Source organism: Methyloceanibacter sp. wino2 (assembly GCF_003071365.1).
Classification (GTDB): Bacteria; Pseudomonadota; Alphaproteobacteria; order Rhizobiales; family Methyloligellaceae; genus Methyloceanibacter.
The window spans coordinates 1,002,956-1,019,044 of record NZ_CP028960.1; the positions used below are offsets into that span (position 1 = coordinate 1,002,956).

The window sequence follows — 16,089 nt, forward strand, 5'->3', positions numbered from 1 at the left end:
CTTGCGAGCACGAGGGCTAAGTGTCGCCCTCACGAGGGGTTGAAGCAAACGCGCTTGCGCCCGCTTGCCGGATCGGCGCCATTCAACGATTGTAGGCGCCGGCTGCCGCGAGGGAGCCGCGCATGAGGAAAAGCCGGAGAGTTCGACGTGGCAAAGCCCAAGAAAGATACGACCGAAGCCTCGACCGAGGCCAAGAAGAGCCATACTGGCGTTTACATCATCGGCGCGCTGGTAGCCGTCGTGCTGGCCGTAGGCCTGTACTTCTCAAGCGGAGAGACAGCGGCGGACCCTGACGCCCCCAAGGCCAATCCGGAGCTGGCCGCTCTGCTGGAGGCGGGCCCACTGGAAGACATCGTGCTCGGCGATCCCAACGCGGACAACGTGATCGTGGAATACGCCTCGATGACCTGCCCTCACTGCGCGCACTTCTATACAGAGGTGTTCCCGCAGGTGAAGGAGAAGTACATCGACACAGGCAAGGCCCGCTTCATCTTCCGCGAGTTTCCTTTGGACAGCCTTGCGGCCCGCGCGTCGATGGTGGCCCGCTGCGCCGGCAAGGACCGGTTCTACCCGCTCATCGACGGCCTGTTCGAAACCCAGGAGACCTGGGCTGCCCCGGGTCCCGACGGCCAGGAGAAGCTGAAGCTCATCGCCAAGCAGGCCGGCTTCTCCGAGGAGAGCTACAAGCAGTGCGTCGAAGACAAGGACCTGTTCAACAAGATCGTCGCCGTCCGTAAGAAGGCGCACGAAGAATTCGGCGTCGACGGCACGCCCGCCTTCTTCGTCAACGGAACGCGGCTCGAGGGCGTCGGCATCGAGTCGTTCGACGCGGTGATCGAGGGCAAGCCGGAAACGCCGCCGAGCGGCTAGGCGCGACGCTGCGCCTCGGCGGTCCCGCGCGGTAGTCTGTGCATAGTTGCTTCGGACCGCGGCCGCTCAAGCGTCTTCGGTTGTTCGAAACTAGATCGATATTCCCGGGAGATTCTTGTTGGGGCTTAGCAGGGTAGCCACGACCGTCTTGACCGGCGCCATCCTCGGGCTTGCCGCGCTGGGGCTCGGGGCCTGTGGCGGGCCCGGCGGGACGACGCCCGAGGCCGTTCCGCTCAAGGACCAGCTTCTGGAACCGGGACCGCTCGGGGACCGCGAGTACGGCAACCGCAACGCCCCCGTGACCATCATCGAGTATGTGTCCCTCACCTGCCCCTATTGCCGCGCCTATCACGCCAAGGTCTTTCCGCGCGTAAAGCGGACCTATGTGGACACAGGCCGGGTGCGCTACATCATCCGGGAATTCGCCATCGGCCAGACGGCGGGGGCGGCGGCGATCGTCACGAGATGCGCCCCGAAGAGCAAATACCTGCCGCTCATAGAGGCTTATCTCTCCCGTCAGCGCGAATGGGTCAGCCAGGACGTCCGTCCGGACGCCCTCTACAAAATCGCGAAAACCAGTGGAATGACCCGCGCGCAATTTGACAAATGCCTATCGAATCAAAGCATTATCGATGGGTTGATGGAGGTAAAGCAGCGGGGACGCAAATATGGCGTTGTCGGAACGCCAACGTTCTTTATCAACGGCCAGAAGCTCCAGGGCGAAGTGACCTTCGAGCAGATGAAAGCCTTGATTGAACCACAGGCTTCTTGATCTCCGGCGTTGCGAATCGCGCCGTCCCCCTCCAAGTTCAGGTCTTGTCGCGTTTCCGTCATGGAGCACGCGTTACCCGGTTCCAGATTACGCCCGGTAGCAGATAAGGATCGTCAGCAGGTGCAAATCTCCAGGCTTCGCCTTCTTGGGTTCAAATCGTTCGTCGAGCCCACCGAGCTCGTCATCGAACACGGCTTGACCGGCGTGGTCGGCCCCAATGGCTGCGGCAAGTCCAATCTGCTGGAAGCCCTGCGCTGGGCCATGGGCGAGACGTCCTACAAGAGCATGCGCGGCTCGGCCATGGACGACGTCATCTTCGCGGGCGCGCAGGACCGGCCGGCGCGAAACACGGCCGAGGTCACTCTTTTCATCGACAATAGCGCGCGCCTGGCGCCTGCTGAATTCAACGACGCCGACGTCCTGGAAGTGACGCGGCGGATCGAGCGCGAGGCCGGCTCAGCCTATCGCGTCAACGGCAAGGACGTGCGGGCGCGCGATGTCCGGCTCCTATTCGAAGACGCCGCGACCGGCGCCCGCTCTCCGGCCCTCGTGCAACAGGGCCGTATCGGCGAGATCGTCAGCGCCACGCCCTTGGAGCGGCGGCGCGTCCTGGAGGACGCCGCCGGCGTCGCCGGTCTGCACAGCCGCCGCCATGAGGCGGAACTGCGGCTCAAGGCAGCGGAAAGCAATCTCGCCCGCCTCGCCGACCTCATTGGCCAGCTGACATCGCAGCTTCAGGCGACCCGGCGGCAGGCGCGTCAGGCGAAGCGCTACCGCGATATCTCGACGAAAATTCAGGAAATGGAAGCCCTCTCCTACCACCTGCAATGGGTGGCCGCCTGCGCGCAGGTCGAAGGGGATGAGGCGGCGTTCCAGGAGTCTCTGCGAACCGTGGCCGAGGAGACCAAGGCCGAGGCGGAGGCTTTGCGGGCCCAGTCCGAGGCGGCGGAGCAACTTCAGCCCTTGCGGGACGAAGAGGCTGCGCGCGCCGCGGTTCTGCACCGCCTCACAGTCGATCGCGACGCCCTGGAGCGCGAGGAAGCCCGCGCCAAGGCCCGGCAGGAAGAGCTGGAAACGCAGCTCGCCCAGGCCGCGCGCGATCTGACCCGCGAAGAGGAGCAGATCGCCGAAGCCAACAAGGTTCTGGAAGGCCTGGCCGCGGAAAAGGCCGGGCTCGAAGCCGTCGGCACCGACGACAGCGTGGAGCCGCAGTTGCGCGAAGCCGCCGCCACCGCGGCTACCGTCCTGGGCGAAGCCGAAACGGCCCTTCGTGCCGCCACGACGGAGCTTGCCGAGGCGCGGGCCGAGCGCGGCCGCCTCGAGAACGATCAGACCCGACTCGCCAGCCGGATCGCCCAGCTCGAATCCCAGTCCGAGGATCTTGCGCAGCAGCTTGCCAATCTCGAGGCGGAAAGCGGCAGCGAAGCGAAACTCACCGAACTGAATGGTGAGGCCGAGCGAGCCTCTGCGCTTCTCGAGGAAGCCGCCACGGCCCTGACGCAGGCCGAAGCCGACGAGGAGCAAGCCAGGGCCGAGGAGACGCGGCTGCGGAGCGCGCTTGCCGACGCCAAGCTTGCCCGTCAGGAAATCGAGACCGAGCTTGCAACCCTGTTGAAGCTCCTGGCGCCGCCGAACGAGTGGACCCCGATCGTCGAGGATGTCCGGATCGAGGGCGGCTACGAGCACGCGCTCGGCGCGGCGCTGGGAGACGATCTCGACGCTGCCGCCGAAGACAGCGCTCCGGTGCATTGGCGCAACTTCACCGCCGGCGCCGACGATCCTGCCCTGCCTGACGGCGCCATTCCTCTCAGTCAGTTCGTGACCGGCCCTGAGGCCCTTGCGCGCCGGCTGTCGCAGATCGGCGTGGTCGAGGCCGGCCAAGGGGCCGCACTGCAGGCCGTGTTGAAGCCCGGCCAGCGCCTCGTCTCGAAGGACGGCGACCTGTGGCGCTGGGACGGCTACAGCGTGCAAGCCGGGGCGGCGACCGCCCAAGGCGCACGGCTCGAGGAACGCACGCGGCTCGAATCGCTGAAGACCCTGAAGGTCGACGCCGAGGATGCGCAGACGGCGGCCCAGGCCGCCTTCGAGGCCGCGACCGAGGCGAGTCAGGCCGCAAGCCTGAAGACCAAGGAACTCCGCCTCAAGATCAAAGAAGACCGCGCGGAGCTCGACCGGACGCGCAGCGCCATCGCCACGGTGGAGCGGGAAGTCCAGGCCAACAGCAAACAGCTCGGTGCTTTGTCGGAAGCGTTGAGCCGCACCAAGGCCGCGCGCGACGAGGCCCAGGAACAGGCGGAGGCCGCAGCCGCGGCGCTCCAGGAACTCACGGCGCTGGACGGGCTGACGGCAGCGCTGGAAGCGGCGCAAGGTGACGCGGCCAATGCCCGCTCTGAGGCGTCGCAAGCCCAAGCCAATCTCAAGAGCTTCGAGAACGAGGTGCGGCTTCGCACGGAACGCATCAAGGCCATCACGGCCGAAGAGGATCTCTGGCGCAAGCGGATCGCGAACGCGCAGCAGCACATCGAGACGTTGGGCACGCGCAAATCGGAAACGGCGGCCGACCTTGAAGCCCTCGCCAAACTGCCGGCCGAGATCGAAGAACGCCGCGCCAAGCTGATGAACACCATCGCCGAGGCGGAGCGCGACCGGTCCAAGGCCGCTGACGACCTGGCAGAGGCGGAAACCGCGTTGCGTGAGCAGGACAAGGCCCTGCGCGCCGTCCAGGAACGTCTGTCTTCGGCCCGCGAGGGCAAGGCGCGCAGCGAGGCGCGGCTTGAAGGCGCCCGGGAGCGCCGCTCCGGCTTGTCCAGACTCATCCGCGAGCAGGTCGACTGCGCACCGGAAGAATGTCTGCCGCGCGCCAATCTTGCCGAGGGCGCCGAACTGCCTTCTCTCGAAGAAGTCGAGCCGCGCCTAGCCAAGCTCAAGGCCGACCGCGAGCGGCTCGGCGGCGTGAACTTGCGCGCCGAAGAGGAAGAGATCGAGCTTGCCGAACAGCTTGAAGGCATGGAGCGCGAGAAGGGCGACGTCGAAGAAGCCATCGCGCAACTGCGCCAGGGCATTTCCAGCCTCAATCGCGAAGGGCGCAAACGGCTCCTCGAGGCCTTCGACACGGTCAACGCGCATTTTTCGCGCCTTTTTCAGACGCTGTTCGGCGGCGGCTCGGCCGAGCTGAGGCTCGTCGATTCCGACGATCCGCTCGAATCGGGTCTCGAGATCTTCGCGCAGCCGCCGGGCAAGAAGACCCAGACCCTGACGCTGATGTCGGGTGGCGAGAAGGCGCTGACCGCCTTGGCGTTGATTTTCGCGGTGTTCCTGACCAATCCCTCGCCCATCTGCGTGCTGGACGAGGTGGACGCCCCGCTGGACGACGCCAATGTGGACCGCTTCTGCCGGCTCATGGAGGAAATGTCTAAGGAAACCCAGACGCGCTTCCTCATCATAACCCACCATCCGCTGACCATGGCGCGCATGAGCCGCCTGTTCGGCGTGACCATGCAGGAACGGGGCGTGAGCCAGCTGGTGTCTGTCGATCTGGAGACCGCCGAGCAGTTGCGCGACGCGGGCTAAGCCCCGAGGAGCCAGGACTGGTCCGCGGCCGGTTTTCCAGCCGTTTTCGGGGCATTTCCAGCCTCTCGCTTGGGTCATGTCGCCCAACCGTTGCCCGCGCCTCACATGCGGCGTCACAACGGCGGGGACTTTCTTGACACTCGGGATTCCCTAACTAAAGTGCGCGCGAAGCTTGGGGGCCAGCCGGTCCTCTGGGGCTCTCCCGGAATTGAGCAATAGCCTATGGCCGGAGCCGAAAATCAGTCCGGAGCCGGAAACGGCGATCAGGACACTGAGAGCATTCGGCGGCGGTTAGACACGCTCGACGGGAAGCTGATGGAGGCCAAGGGCCTGCGTCCGCCGACGGTCAATACCGAGGGACGCGGCCGGGCCATGGGCCAAGCTTTCAAGCTGTCGATCGAGCTGGTCGCCGGCGTCGCGGTTGGGGGGGTTATCGGCTGGGCACTGGACCAGCTGTTCGGCACGAAGCCGATCCTGATGTTGGTGTTCCTGATTTTGGGCGCCGCCAGCGGGATCATGAACGTGATACGGACGGCGAAGAACATGCAGGGCGAGCCGATGCCCGGTCATCACTTGCGCACCAAGAAGGAGCGCGATGCGGTGACGAGAGATAGTGAGGACTAGGGGCTTTGACCTTGATTGGGGCAGCTTACGCCGCTGAAAGCGCGGGTCACGGGGACGGTCATGGCGGTTCGGGTATGCCCGATCCCATGCACCAGTTCGAGATCAAGCGTCTGATTGAACTCGACCTTTTCGGCTACGACGCATCTTTTACGAATTCCGCGCTCTTCATGGTCATCGGCGCCGTGCTGATCACGGTCTTTATCGTGTTCGCCATGCGCAAATCTGAAATGGTCCCGAACCGGACTCAGTCAGTCGCCGAACTCGCCTATACCTTCGTCGCCAACATGGTCCGCGAAAATGTCGGGACGGACGGGATGAAGTATTTCCCGTTCATCTTCACGCTGTTCATGTTCGTGCTCACCATGAACATGCTCGGCATGGTGCCCTATTCGTTCACCGTCACCAGCCACATCATCGTGACACTCGCTCTGGCGCTAATGGTTTTCATCGGCGTCACGATCATCGGGTTCGTGAAGCACGGCGCGCACTTCTTCAGTTTCTTCGTGCCCAAGGGCGTCCCGTTCATCCTCCTGCCGCTCATCGTGGTGGTCGAGGTGATTTCCTACCTGACGCGGCCTTTGAGCCTCTCGGTTCGTCTGTTCGCCAACATGACCGCCGGCCACACGCTGCTGAAGGTGTTTGCCGCCTTCGTCGTCGCCATGGGCTTTCTCGGTGGCTGGGCGGCGCTGGCCTTTATGGTGGCCTTCACCGGGCTAGAGTTTCTGGTGGCGTTCCTGCAAGCCTACGTGTTCGCCATCCTCACGTGCATCTATCTCAACGATGCGCTCCACCTTCACTAAGCTCACATAGACATTCGATCGTTCAAGGAGACTAAGATCATGGAAGCAGAAGCAGCAAAGTTTATCGGTGCGGGCCTGGCCTCGCTCGCTCTTATCGGTGCCGGTCTCGGTATCGGAACCATCTTCGGCAGCTACCTGCAGGGTGCGCTTCGCAACCCGTCGGCCGCTCCCGGTCAGTTCGCCAACCTGCTTCTCGGCTTTGCTCTTGCCGAAGCGACGGGCCTGTTCGGCCTCGTGGTGGCACTGATCATCCTGTTCGTGTTCTAGTCTGAGCTAAAGCAAGCTCTCTCAAAAGGACACGACCTATGCCGCAACTCAATCCGCTCGATTGGGCTCCGCAAGTCATCTGGCTGCTCATTACCTTCGGCATTCTTTATCTGCTGATGGTGTGGGTCGCGATCCCGCGCATCAGCACGGTCATCGACAGGCGTGCGGCGAGAATCGCCGGCGACCTTGAGGCGGCCGAAAAGAACAAGCGCGAGACCGAGGAAGCCATTGCCGCTTACGAGCAGGCTTTGGCCGAGGCCAAGCAGAAGGCGCATGCCATCGTCGAAGAAGGCCGCGCCAAGCTGAAGGCGGAGACCGACGCGGAACGGGCCAAGCTCGACAAGCAGCTGGCCGACAAGGCTGCGGAAGCGGCGGCACGGATCGAGAAGGCTAGGGACTCGGCGATGAAGGACGTCAACACCGTTGCGACGGAAGCGGCGGCCGACATCGTCAAGCAGCTTATCGGCGTCGCGCCTCCGAAAGCGGATCTCGAAAAGGCCGTTACAGCGGCACGGAAGGCGTAAGAGATGGAATTCCTCGCAACGGCAGAATTCTGGGTCGCGGTCTCGTTCTTCCTGTTCTTCGGCCTCGTCGTGTATTTCGGCGCCCACAAGATGATCGCCTCCGCGCTCGACAATCGGGCCTCGGCGATCGCCAAGGAACTCGCGGACGCGCAGGCGCTCCGCGAGGAGGCTGAGGCGGTTCTCGCCGACTACAAGAAGAAGACCGCCAACGCCGCCCGCGAGGCCGAGGACATCATCGAACTCGCCGCGAAAGAGGCCGAGGCGCTGGCGCTGGAGACCTCCCGCGCCATGACCGAGCAGTTCGAGCGGCGCATGAAGATGGCCGAGGACAAGATCGCACAAGCCGAAGCCGATGCGCTCCGCGACGTGCGGGCTGCGGCTGCCGATGCCGCGGTCAGCGCCGCGCAGACCGTCATTTCCAGTTCGCTGACGCCGGAGACGGCCGACAAGCTCATTGGTTCCGGCATCGACGACCTGAAGTCGAAGCTCAACTAAAAGCTCAGTTCCCCTTCGCCTTTTTGGCAATTCTGAGTGTCGGTGCGATAGTGTTCCGGCATGGTTCAGATCGTCGAACCTCGCCATCCGGTGTCGCTCTCTGATTATGAGGGCGTCGCGGATCTGGGCGCCACGGTGCGCAGCCTGCGGCAAGAGGCCGAAAGCCGCTTGGCTGGGTTCGATGGGCGACGCCTCGTCATGGTCAACAGCACCGCGCAAGGCGGCGGCGTGGCCGAGATGCTGCCGCCGCTCCTGAGCATTCTGCGCGAGCTCGGCGTCGACGCCCACTGGCTGGTGATCGAGACGCAGGAGCAGGCCTTCTTCCGGCTGACCAAGAACCTGCACAACCTCATCCACGGCGCGGGCGATGCCAATCTCGGGGCGCCGGACCACGCGGTCTACGACCGGGTCAGTGCCGAGAACGCGGCGGCGATGGAAGAATTCCTGCAGCCCGGCGATGTGCTGGTGGTCCACGATCCGCAGCCCATGGGGGCTGGCGCCCTGCTCCGCCAGAAGATGGACATCGCGGCGATCTGGCGCTGCCACATCGGTCTTGACCATGAGACGGCGGAGACGCGCGCGGCGTGGGCTTTTCTCGATCCTTACCTCAAGCCGTATGACCATGCCGTCTTCACGGCGCCTGAGTACATTCCGAGCGTTTTGGCTGGGCGCGCCACCATTATCCATCCGGCGATCGACCCGCTCAGCCACAAGAACCGGCATCTCCAAGTCCACGATCTCGTCGGCATTCTCGCCAATTCCGCACTGGTCAAGCCGTGGGGGCCCGTCATGTCGCCGGCTTACGCGGAGCCTGCCAAGCGGCTCCAGGCCGACGGCGATTGGGCACCTGCGACCGAGCCGGAGGATTTCGGCCTCCTTTTCCGCCCGATCGTCACCCAGATCTCGCGCTGGGACCGGCTCAAAGGCTTCTTTCCGCTGATGGAAGGATTCGTCTCGCTCAAACGCGGCATCGAGGCCCGCACGGATCTCGACAACCACCATTTGCGTGCCCTTCAGCTTGTCCGCCTCGTCCTGGCCGGGCCCGACCCGGCCTCGGTCGACGACGACCCCGAGGGCAAGGAGGTCCTCTCCGAGCTGTGTGCAGCCTACAGCGCGCTGCCGCCGCACCTGCAGGCTGATGTTGCGATCCTCTCCCTGCCGATGTCCTCGAAGGAGAACAACGCCCTCATCGTCAATGCGCTTCAATGCTGCTCCGACATTGTGGTGCAGAATTCGATCCAGGAAGGCTTCGGACTGACCGTCACCGAGCCCATGTGGAAACGCGCGGCGCTGATGGCGTCGAGTGCAGTCGGCATTAAGCAGCAAGTTCGCCCCGACTTGGACGGGCTGCTGATCAAGAACCCGGAAGACCCTAGCGAGATCGCCGATGGGCTCGATACGCTATTGAGCGACGGGGCCAAGCGAGCCGCCTTCGGGCGTAGCGCCCGGCAACGGGTCCACGACAATTTTCTGGTGTTCGCCCAGGTGAGGAGCTGGCTGGAGCTTTTGACCAACACGACCGCGGCGTGCTGGCCCAACTGCGATTAGGCCGGCCCCCTACTCCACCACGGCGATGATCGGCCCGTAGCCGCCGTGGCCCGGGGAATCGTTCCGTCCCAGCTCCGGCGCGTAGATTCCCGGCGCCCAACCCCCATCGAGGAACAGCGCGTTCTGCACGCCGAGCCCGTCGCGGAAGGCGCGGGCGAACTGGTAGAAGCTGACGCGGCCCTTGGTCATCACGAAATAGACCGTGCCGTCCGGAGCCACACCCACACCGTTGCGCTGCTTGAAGTCGGTCGACTTCTCGATGAAGGCCGGATGGATCTTGCCTTCGACGACGAGCATCGGTCCCGACTGCGTGGCAAACGCGACGGGCGGCTTCTGCGCGCCGAACCGGCTGCTCTCGAGAACGCCGGCACGCCCCTGCCCCCAATAGAAGACGCCGTTCGGCTTCTTATAGAAATTTGGGATCTGGCTCGGACGGCCCGTGACGGTTTTGGTGTTGAGCGGTGAGAGCGTGTTGCTCTGCTCGATATGAAGGCCGACGGGGCTGAAATCGCGCTCATACATGCCGCCGTTCATGGCGAAGACGAGGTTCCGGCCCTGGTTCTTCAGGGCGCGGGCCAGCGCATTGAAGGTGCGTAAGGGGCGTCCGTCCTGCCCGCGCCAATAGAGGCGAAGATCGTCCGCCGCCGGATTGAACGCGCAGACGATATAGGAGGCACCGAGAAGTGTGCGGTCCCGGCAGCCTTCGGCTGCGGCAGGAGCCGCGCCGAGGAAAACAGGCGCCATCGCGAGAACGAGCGCCGTCAAAACCCAGATCGCGCGCTGTCGCATGATGGGCCCCGCGTCCCTACTTCAGCGCCACGAAAATCTTGTAGTCCTGGAGCCGCGTGCCGGTGCGCACGGGCAAAGACATCTCGCGCACCATGGAAAAATAGCCCACGGTCTGATTGCCGGGCACTGTGACGCGGACCGACATACGATCTTGTCCGATCTGCGCCTTGTAGGAGTCCGTCGCCTTCACGGACACAGGCAACGAGAAGCTGCCCGGGTAGCCTTTCGGCCCGAGCAGGAGACGTCCTGCGAAGCCGTATTTCACGACGACACGCCCGCCATAGACACGGCACTCACGCGAGAGCTTCGTGATCTCGCCGCGATAGAGGATGAAGTTGGCATCGCCATCGTGGCCGTTCTGATAGACGGTCTTGAGTTTCTCGTTCGGCCAGGCCACGACCTGGGGACAGCTCGTTGCCCGTCCGTCGGCGGTGGTGATCGGAGGCGCGGTCGCCGGATCCGGTTGCGGGTTGGAGCCGGACAACGACGGCATCTTGATGGTCGGCAAGGTGTCAGGCAGGCGCTCGCTGGAGAAACCCGTGGTTCCGCCGCCGCCGCCGCAGCCCGATACGAGCGCAACACTCAGGAAGAGTGCCGCGAGCCCGATTCCGCTGCTCCAGATGTGCCCGTCCTTACGCCTCAACTCTCCCCGTCCTTCGCTTGACATGCCAGGCGTCCGAGCCTGATATGCCCGGGCGCGCGAAGACTTGTTCGATTGACGACCAGCGCGCCCCCGGGCCGCCATTTGTGCCGAAACTATCGGCCGATGTCAGTCCCTACAAGACCCGTCTCGGGCCGCCGAAGGGGGACATTCCGGTCCGCCGGAGGCAAGCTCGGCGTTGTTTTGGGCTGAAATGGGGCCGTTGGGATCGAAACAGAGCAGTTCTGGAGCATGGATGACCGGCACGACCCCCGAGACCAAGCAGAATGGCGCCCGGCCCAAACTCACCGTCTATCTCGCGGCGCCGCGCGGCTTTTGCGCGGGCGTCGACCGCGCTATCCAGATCGTCGAGCTGGCGCTCGAGAAGTATGGCGCCCCTGTCTATGTGCGCCATGCTATCGTTCATAACCGCTATGTGGTCGAATCTCTCGAGGCAAAGGGCGCGGTCTTTGTCGAGGAACTCGAGGAGATTCCCGAGTCGGACGCTCCGATCGTTTTCTCCGCGCACGGGGTGCCGAAGTCGGTCCCTGCCGACGCTCGCAACCGGCACATGTTCGTGTTGGACGCGACCTGTCCCCTCGTCTCAAAAGTGCATATCGAGGCGGAACGGCTGTTCGACCGCGGTCACGAGATCCTGCTGATCGGGCACGCCGGGCATCCGGAGGTGATCGGCACGATCGGGCAGTTGCCGCCGGGCGCGATCGCCCTGATCGAGACGAACGAAGACGCAAACAGCTTCGTCCCGAAAGACCCGTCCAAACTCGCCGTCATTACCCAGACGACCCTGTCGGTGGACGACACGCGCGAGATTCTCACGATCCTGCAGAACCGGTTCCCGGATATTGTCGTCCCGCGCAAGGACGATATTTGCTACGCGACGACGAACCGGCAGGACGCGGTCAAGCGAATCGCGCCACAGTGCGACAGGATGATTGTCGTCGGCTCACCGAATAGCTCGAATTCCATGCGCCTCGTCGAAGTGGCCGAGCGCGCCGGGTGTCCGCGCGCCATGCTTCTGGAACAAGGCAGCGAGATCGACTGGAGCGAGTTCGAGAATATTCGCAGTCTTGGCGTAACGGCCGGTGCGTCCGCACCGGAGGTCTTAGTCGACAGCATCATCGACGCCTTCAAGGAACGCTTCGACGTGAGCATCGAGACCGTGACGACCGCCGAGGAGACGATCTCCTTCAAGCTGCCCCGTCCCTTGAGAGATTCGACGGCGGCATAGATGGCTGTCTACACGGACGTTAGCGATCAAGAGCTCGAAGCCTTCATCGCAAGCTACGACATCGGCGCGCTGACATCGTTCAAGGGCATCGCCGAGGGCGTCGAGAACACCAACTACCTCGTCCACACGGACGCAGACCCCTTTATCCTGACGCTCTACGAAAAGCGGGTGCGCGCGGAAGACCTGCCGTACTTCCTGTCGCTGATGGAGCATCTCGCCGCGCGGGGAATTACGTGCCCCTTGCCGGTGCGCGACCGGGAGGGCCGTATCCTGCGCGAACTCGCCGGCCGGCCCGCCGCGCTGATCAGCTTCCTAGAGGGCGTTTGGATCCGCCGGCCCGATATCGTCCATTGCACCGAGCTCGGGACGGCGCTCGCGAAATTTCATCTGGCTGGCCTCGATTTTCCGATGCAGCGCGAGAACGACCTGTCCCTGCCGGGCTGGCGTTCGTTGTTCGAGGATGTGCGGGATGCCGCCGATGGCGTCATTCCAGGCCTGCACGACGCGATCGCGGGCGAGCTCGATGTTCTCGGCGCACAGTGGGACACGAACCTGCCCATGAGCGTGATTCACGCCGACTTGTTTCCCGACAACGTGTTTTTTCTCGGCGACAAGCTTTCCGGCCTCATCGACTTCTACTTCGCCTGCAACGATATGATGGCGTACGACGTGGCGGTCTGCCTCAATGCCTGGTGCTTCGAGCCGGACGGTTCGTTCAATGTCACCAAGGCCCGCGCGATGCTGCAGGCCTATGAGCGGGCGCGGCCCCTCACCGACCCGGAATTGGATGCGCTGCCTTTGCTCGCGCGGGGCGCGGCCCTACGCTTCCTGCTGACCCGCACCTACGATCTCCTGAATACGGACGCCAATGCGCTCGTTAAGACCAAGGACCCGCGCGAATATTTGAGGAAGCTGCGCTTTCACCAGCGCGTGCAATCCTATCGCGACTACGGGTTGGGCTCGAACTGAGGACGGAGACAATGGCGGGCCGCCCCAAAGTCGTGATTCACACAGACGGTGCCTGTTCCGGCAATCCGGGACCCGGTGGCTGGGGCGCCATTCTGGAGTCGGGCCCTCATCGCAAAGAGCTCAAGGGCGGCGCGGCGCAAACCACCAACAACCGCATGGAACTGATGGCGGCCATCGAGGCTCTGGAGGCTCTCAAAGGCCCTTCCGACGTCGAACTCTATACGGACTCCAACTATCTCCGCGGCGGCATTACCGGCTGGATCAAAGGCTGGAAGCGAAACGGGTGGCGAACCGCCGACAAGAAGCCCGTCAAGAATGTCGAGTTGTGGCAACGGCTCGAGGAGGCCGAAGCCCCCCACCAGGTCACCTGGCACTGGGTCAAGGGCCACGCCGGACACGACGAGAACGAACGTGCCGACGAACTTGCGCGCGAAGGCATGGCCCCTTTCCTACGATGACCGCGCAGCGCTGAGCGGGATGCGCGGGTCGCGACGCGTCCGACTCACAGTGCCGCCAGCATCGACTCCGCGTCCGACACGGTCGCCTCGCTGGTGTTCTCCTCGGTGTTCAGCACTTTGACGGTCCCGTCCTCGACGATCATGGCATAGCGCTTGGAGCGGGTCCCTAGGCCAACGCCGCTCCCGTCGAAATCCATGCGGATTTTCTTCGTGAACTCTGCGTTGCCGTCCGACAGAACCTTCACCTTGCCGCCCGCCCCTGTCGCCTCGGCCCAAGCCGCGAGCACGAAGGGATCGTTGACCGCCAGGCAGACCACGTCGTCCACGCCTTTCGCCTTGAAGGCATCGGCGTTCGCAATGAAGCCGGGCAAATGCTTCAGGTGGCAGGTCGGCGTGAAAGCGCCCGGTACTGCGAACAGCACGACTTTCTTGCCGCCAAAAACATCCTTCGCGCTCATGGTCTGGATCCCATCGGGGCCCAATGCGCGGAACGTTGCTTCCGGAAGCGTATCTCCTTCGGCGATTGTCATTCGGGTCGTCTCCTTGGCCTGTGATTGTGGTTGGCGGCCACCATAACGGCTTGCCCCCTATGCCGACAATCGACTAGCGGAACGCGACGCGCCGGACCTGCGTTACCCCTCACGACCGCCACTACACGAAAAGCCCTCAGGGAGACCCGATGACACGTCTTGGTATCGTTCTGATTGTAGCAGCCAGCTTTGCGGCCGGCGGGTGTACGACCGGGCAGAAACGCGTGAGCGGCGCGGCCATAGGCGGGGTTTTCGGAGCCGCCCTCGCGGGTCCCATCGGCGCGGGCGCAGGTGCCGCAGCCGGCGCGGCAACGGCCCCTGCCCTCACGCGGTAAGCATGGCCGGCTAAGGCTCGGTGCGGGTGGTCTCGCTCGAGCTCTGATCCGAAACAAGCGTGAATATCAGCGGCTTGCCCTTGATGGCAGCGCCCTCTTCAGCCGTCGGGAAAACGACGGAAAAGCGTTGCCGTCCGTCCGTGAGCGGTCCAAGCGCCTTTGGGACCGGTACCAGGATTTCCGAGCTCGTGATGAACAGATCGGTATGCGTGGCGCCGGGCGCGAAGAGCGCCTCGACCTCCAGCGTGGGCTCATCCCCCTCCAGATAAGCGGTGACGGCCTCAAGGCGCGGGAGCGTGTCCGGGCCTGCAGGCGCAGGAACGCGCTCCATGGCCTGTTCGATGAGGCGCGCATCGCCCTTGCCGAGGTCGGCAGGCAGGTCCGCCCTGAGGTCGACGGAATTGGGGATGCAGAGATCCTTGCACAGGCCGTAGTCGAAGGTCAGCGAGAGCTGGACGGGCTTGTCGGCCTGTTCAGGGGTCACCCTGACGGGAAAGACGACCTCGTCGTCGTAGCCGATCGCGGTCCCGTTCGCGTCGGCGAAGCGATGCGGGACAGGATAGAAAACCTCGATGCTTTTGACGTTCTTCGACCCGGACCAATCGAAGCTCGGCGGCACGCCGGAGTCACCCGGATTGCGCCAATAGGTCTTCCAGCCCTGCTCCATTCTAAGTTGCACACCGGCATAACGGGAGGGCTTGCCGTCCTCGTCCACAAGGCCGCTGACCAAGCGAACCTTGGATTTGCCTTGGCCGGACCAGGCAGACTGGCCGGAGGAGGCTGCAAGGCTGACGCCGGCGAGACCGGCCCAACACAACAAGGCGCCCAGGACGGCGAGCGTCGGCCGGCGGATCGATCCGTGTCTCATCACTAAGTCCAACATCGCTTGCGGAATCTACTCGCAGATGTCTACCCAAGCGAGCTTGACCAAGACCTTAAGGATTCACTGTTTTGTGACCGGTGCGACGAGAGTGCACGACCCTGCCTTATTTGGCTCCGCCCTCTTCCCTGAAACGGGAACTGCTGTAGCATGATGCTATGGACCCAGACTTTCACTCCGATGAGGAAGGCTATCTCGACGGCCAGCTTTTACTTGCGATGCCGTCGATGGGAGACCCCCGCTTCTCCCGCTCGGTGATCTATATCTGCGCACACTCATCGGAAGGCGCCATGGGCATCGTCATCAATCAGAGGGCGCCCAATATCAGTTTCGCGGAACTGCTGGAGCAGCTGAAAATCGTCCCCACCGAGGAACGCATCTCCCTGCCCTCTGCGCTGAACGCCATGGATGTCCATCTGGGAGGGCCCGTCGAAACCGGGCGCGGGTTCGTCCTCCACAGCGCCGACTATTTCAAGGCCGAGAGCACGCTCCCGATCAACGACAGCGTATGCCTGACTGCCACGATCGACATCCTGCGCGATATCGCCAAGGGCAGCGGCCCGGCAAAGGCCCTGCTCGCCTTGGGCTATGCGGGCTGGGCGCCGGGTCAGCTCGAGGACGAGATTCAATCCAATGGCTGGCTCAACTGTCCGGCGGACCCCGAAGTGGTTTTCGATCCGGCGGTCGACCGAAAATACAATCGGGCGCTCGACATCCTCGGCGTCGACCCCAGCCACCTCGTGAGCGACTCCGGCCACGCCTAGTCGTC

General features: G+C 63.9%; 18 protein-coding genes. 14 read left to right on the forward strand and 4 right to left on the reverse strand.

The annotated features are described in order from the left end of the window. The first annotated feature begins 147 nt into the window (after nt 1–147). The 9 genes from DCY11_RS04655 (at nt 148) to DCY11_RS04695 (ending at nt 9,470) form a co-directional block, all read left to right on the forward strand. Nucleotides 148–870 carry a DsbA family protein gene (locus tag DCY11_RS04655; protein WP_108681451.1) on the forward strand — a complete coding sequence of 241 codons (723 nt, stop codon included), beginning with the start codon at nt 148–150 and terminating at the stop codon, nt 868–870. Nucleotides 871–988: 118 nt separating this feature from the next. Beyond that, a complete protein-coding gene (locus DCY11_RS04660) occupies nt 989–1,642 on the forward strand; it encodes a DsbA family protein (protein ID WP_159079803.1) in 654 nt (217 codons plus the stop codon). Nucleotides 1,643–1,762: 120 nt separating this feature from the next. Beyond that, entirely contained in the window at nt 1,763–5,212 is a 3,450-nt protein-coding gene (locus DCY11_RS04665; protein ID WP_108681455.1) for a chromosome segregation SMC family protein, read from the forward strand. A gap of 222 nt (nt 5,213–5,434) precedes the next feature. Beyond that, entirely contained in the window at nt 5,435–5,836 is a 402-nt protein-coding gene (locus DCY11_RS04670) for an AtpZ/AtpI family protein (protein WP_208430507.1), read from the forward strand. Nucleotides 5,837–5,910: 74 nt separating this feature from the next. Further along, nucleotides 5,911–6,636: a F0F1 ATP synthase subunit A gene (locus DCY11_RS04675; protein WP_108681457.1), complete on the forward strand. Its 726-nt coding sequence runs from the start codon at nt 5,911–5,913 to the stop codon at nt 6,634–6,636. 39 nt (nt 6,637–6,675) lie between these two features. Beyond that, on the forward strand, nt 6,676–6,903 hold the full coding sequence (locus tag DCY11_RS04680; protein ID WP_069436339.1) for a F0F1 ATP synthase subunit C: 228 nt from the start codon (nt 6,676–6,678) through the stop codon (nt 6,901–6,903). A gap of 38 nt (nt 6,904–6,941) precedes the next feature. Continuing rightward, on the forward strand, nt 6,942–7,427 hold the full coding sequence (locus DCY11_RS04685; RefSeq protein ID WP_108681459.1) for an ATP F0F1 synthase subunit B': 486 nt from the start codon (nt 6,942–6,944) through the stop codon (nt 7,425–7,427). A gap of 3 nt (nt 7,428–7,430) precedes the next feature. Then, nucleotides 7,431–7,922, forward strand: a complete 492-nt coding sequence (locus tag DCY11_RS04690; protein WP_108681461.1) for an ATP F0F1 synthase subunit B — start codon at nt 7,431–7,433, stop codon at nt 7,920–7,922. Between the two features lie 60 nt (nt 7,923–7,982). Continuing rightward, entirely contained in the window at nt 7,983–9,470 is a 1,488-nt protein-coding gene (locus tag DCY11_RS04695) for a glycosyltransferase (protein WP_108681463.1), read from the forward strand. A gap of 9 nt (nt 9,471–9,479) precedes the next feature. On the opposite strand, the gene DCY11_RS04700 is transcribed toward DCY11_RS04695, so the two are convergent. Both DCY11_RS04700 and DCY11_RS04705 read right to left on the reverse strand, forming a co-directional pair. After that, complete coding sequence (locus DCY11_RS04700; RefSeq protein ID WP_108681465.1) at nt 9,480–10,259, reverse strand: phosphodiester glycosidase family protein; 780 nt, start codon at nt 10,257–10,259, stop codon at nt 9,480–9,482. Between the two features lie 16 nt (nt 10,260–10,275). Continuing rightward, on the reverse strand, nt 10,276–10,926 hold the full coding sequence (locus tag DCY11_RS04705) for a hypothetical protein (protein ID WP_108681468.1): 651 nt from the start codon (nt 10,924–10,926) through the stop codon (nt 10,276–10,278). Nucleotides 10,927–11,155: 229 nt separating this feature from the next. On the opposite strand from DCY11_RS04705, the gene ispH reads away from it, so the two are divergent. From ispH to rnhA, 3 genes are read left to right on the forward strand one after another with little or no spacing between them, the layout of a single operon-like run. Next, on the forward strand, nt 11,156–12,148 hold the full coding sequence (ispH, locus tag DCY11_RS04710; protein ID WP_108681470.1) for a 4-hydroxy-3-methylbut-2-enyl diphosphate reductase: 993 nt from the start codon (nt 11,156–11,158) through the stop codon (nt 12,146–12,148). Next, nucleotides 12,149–13,117: a homoserine kinase gene (thrB, locus tag DCY11_RS04715; protein ID WP_108681472.1), complete on the forward strand. Its 969-nt coding sequence runs from the start codon at nt 12,149–12,151 to the stop codon at nt 13,115–13,117. It begins immediately after the preceding gene. Between the two features lie 11 nt (nt 13,118–13,128). After that, nucleotides 13,129–13,575: a ribonuclease HI gene (gene rnhA, locus DCY11_RS04720; RefSeq protein ID WP_108681474.1), complete on the forward strand. Its 447-nt coding sequence runs from the start codon at nt 13,129–13,131 to the stop codon at nt 13,573–13,575. A 44-nt stretch (nt 13,576–13,619) separates the two neighbouring features. Here the strand turns inward: rnhA and DCY11_RS04725 are convergent, their stop codons facing one another. After that, complete coding sequence (locus DCY11_RS04725) at nt 13,620–14,105, reverse strand: peroxiredoxin (protein ID WP_108681476.1); 486 nt, start codon at nt 14,103–14,105, stop codon at nt 13,620–13,622. A gap of 149 nt (nt 14,106–14,254) precedes the next feature. On the opposite strand from DCY11_RS04725, the gene DCY11_RS15740 reads away from it, so the two are divergent. Then, a complete protein-coding gene (locus DCY11_RS15740) occupies nt 14,255–14,440 on the forward strand; it encodes a hypothetical protein (RefSeq protein ID WP_208430508.1) in 186 nt (61 codons plus the stop codon). A gap of 10 nt (nt 14,441–14,450) precedes the next feature. On the opposite strand, the gene DCY11_RS04735 is transcribed toward DCY11_RS15740, so the two are convergent. Next, nucleotides 14,451–15,308: a protein-disulfide reductase DsbD domain-containing protein gene (locus DCY11_RS04735; RefSeq protein WP_159079804.1), complete on the reverse strand. Its 858-nt coding sequence runs from the start codon at nt 15,306–15,308 to the stop codon at nt 14,451–14,453. Nucleotides 15,309–15,478: 170 nt separating this feature from the next. On the opposite strand from DCY11_RS04735, the gene DCY11_RS04740 reads away from it, so the two are divergent. Further along, nucleotides 15,479–16,084, forward strand: coding sequence for a YqgE/AlgH family protein (locus DCY11_RS04740; protein WP_108681480.1), 606 nt, complete (start codon nt 15,479–15,481; stop codon nt 16,082–16,084). Nucleotides 16,085–16,089: the final 5 nt, after the last annotated feature.

Excerpts from the sequence above, each read along its gene's own strand:
- DCY11_RS04695 (WP_108681463.1), top strand. The coding sequence starts at position 7,983 with ATGGTTCAGATCGTCGAACCTCGCCATCCGGTGTCGCTCTCTGATTAT.
- DCY11_RS04705 (WP_108681468.1), bottom strand. The coding sequence starts at position 10,926 with ATGTCAAGCGAAGGACGGGGAGAGTTGAGGCGTAAGGACGGGCACATC.
- DCY11_RS04740 (WP_108681480.1), top strand. The coding sequence starts at position 15,479 with ATGGACCCAGACTTTCACTCCGATGAGGAAGGCTATCTCGACGGCCAG.
- DCY11_RS04735 (WP_159079804.1), bottom strand. The coding sequence starts at position 15,308 with ATGAGACACGGATCGATCCGCCGGCCGACGCTCGCCGTCCTGGGCGCC.
- DCY11_RS04680 (WP_069436339.1), top strand. The coding sequence starts at position 6,676 with ATGGAAGCAGAAGCAGCAAAGTTTATCGGTGCGGGCCTGGCCTCGCTC.
- ispH (WP_108681470.1), top strand. The coding sequence starts at position 11,156 with ATGACCGGCACGACCCCCGAGACCAAGCAGAATGGCGCCCGGCCCAAA.
- DCY11_RS15740 (WP_208430508.1), top strand. The coding sequence starts at position 14,255 with ATGACACGTCTTGGTATCGTTCTGATTGTAGCAGCCAGCTTTGCGGCC.
- DCY11_RS04725 (WP_108681476.1), bottom strand. The coding sequence starts at position 14,105 with ATGACAATCGCCGAAGGAGATACGCTTCCGGAAGCAACGTTCCGCGCA.
- DCY11_RS04690 (WP_108681461.1), top strand. The coding sequence starts at position 7,431 with ATGGAATTCCTCGCAACGGCAGAATTCTGGGTCGCGGTCTCGTTCTTC.
- DCY11_RS04675 (WP_108681457.1), top strand. The coding sequence starts at position 5,911 with ATGCCCGATCCCATGCACCAGTTCGAGATCAAGCGTCTGATTGAACTC.
- DCY11_RS04685 (WP_108681459.1), top strand. The coding sequence starts at position 6,942 with ATGCCGCAACTCAATCCGCTCGATTGGGCTCCGCAAGTCATCTGGCTG.
- DCY11_RS04700 (WP_108681465.1), bottom strand. The coding sequence starts at position 10,259 with ATGCGACAGCGCGCGATCTGGGTTTTGACGGCGCTCGTTCTCGCGATG.
- thrB (WP_108681472.1), top strand. The coding sequence starts at position 12,149 with ATGGCTGTCTACACGGACGTTAGCGATCAAGAGCTCGAAGCCTTCATC.
- rnhA (WP_108681474.1), top strand. The coding sequence starts at position 13,129 with ATGGCGGGCCGCCCCAAAGTCGTGATTCACACAGACGGTGCCTGTTCC.
- DCY11_RS04670 (WP_208430507.1), top strand. The coding sequence starts at position 5,435 with ATGGCCGGAGCCGAAAATCAGTCCGGAGCCGGAAACGGCGATCAGGAC.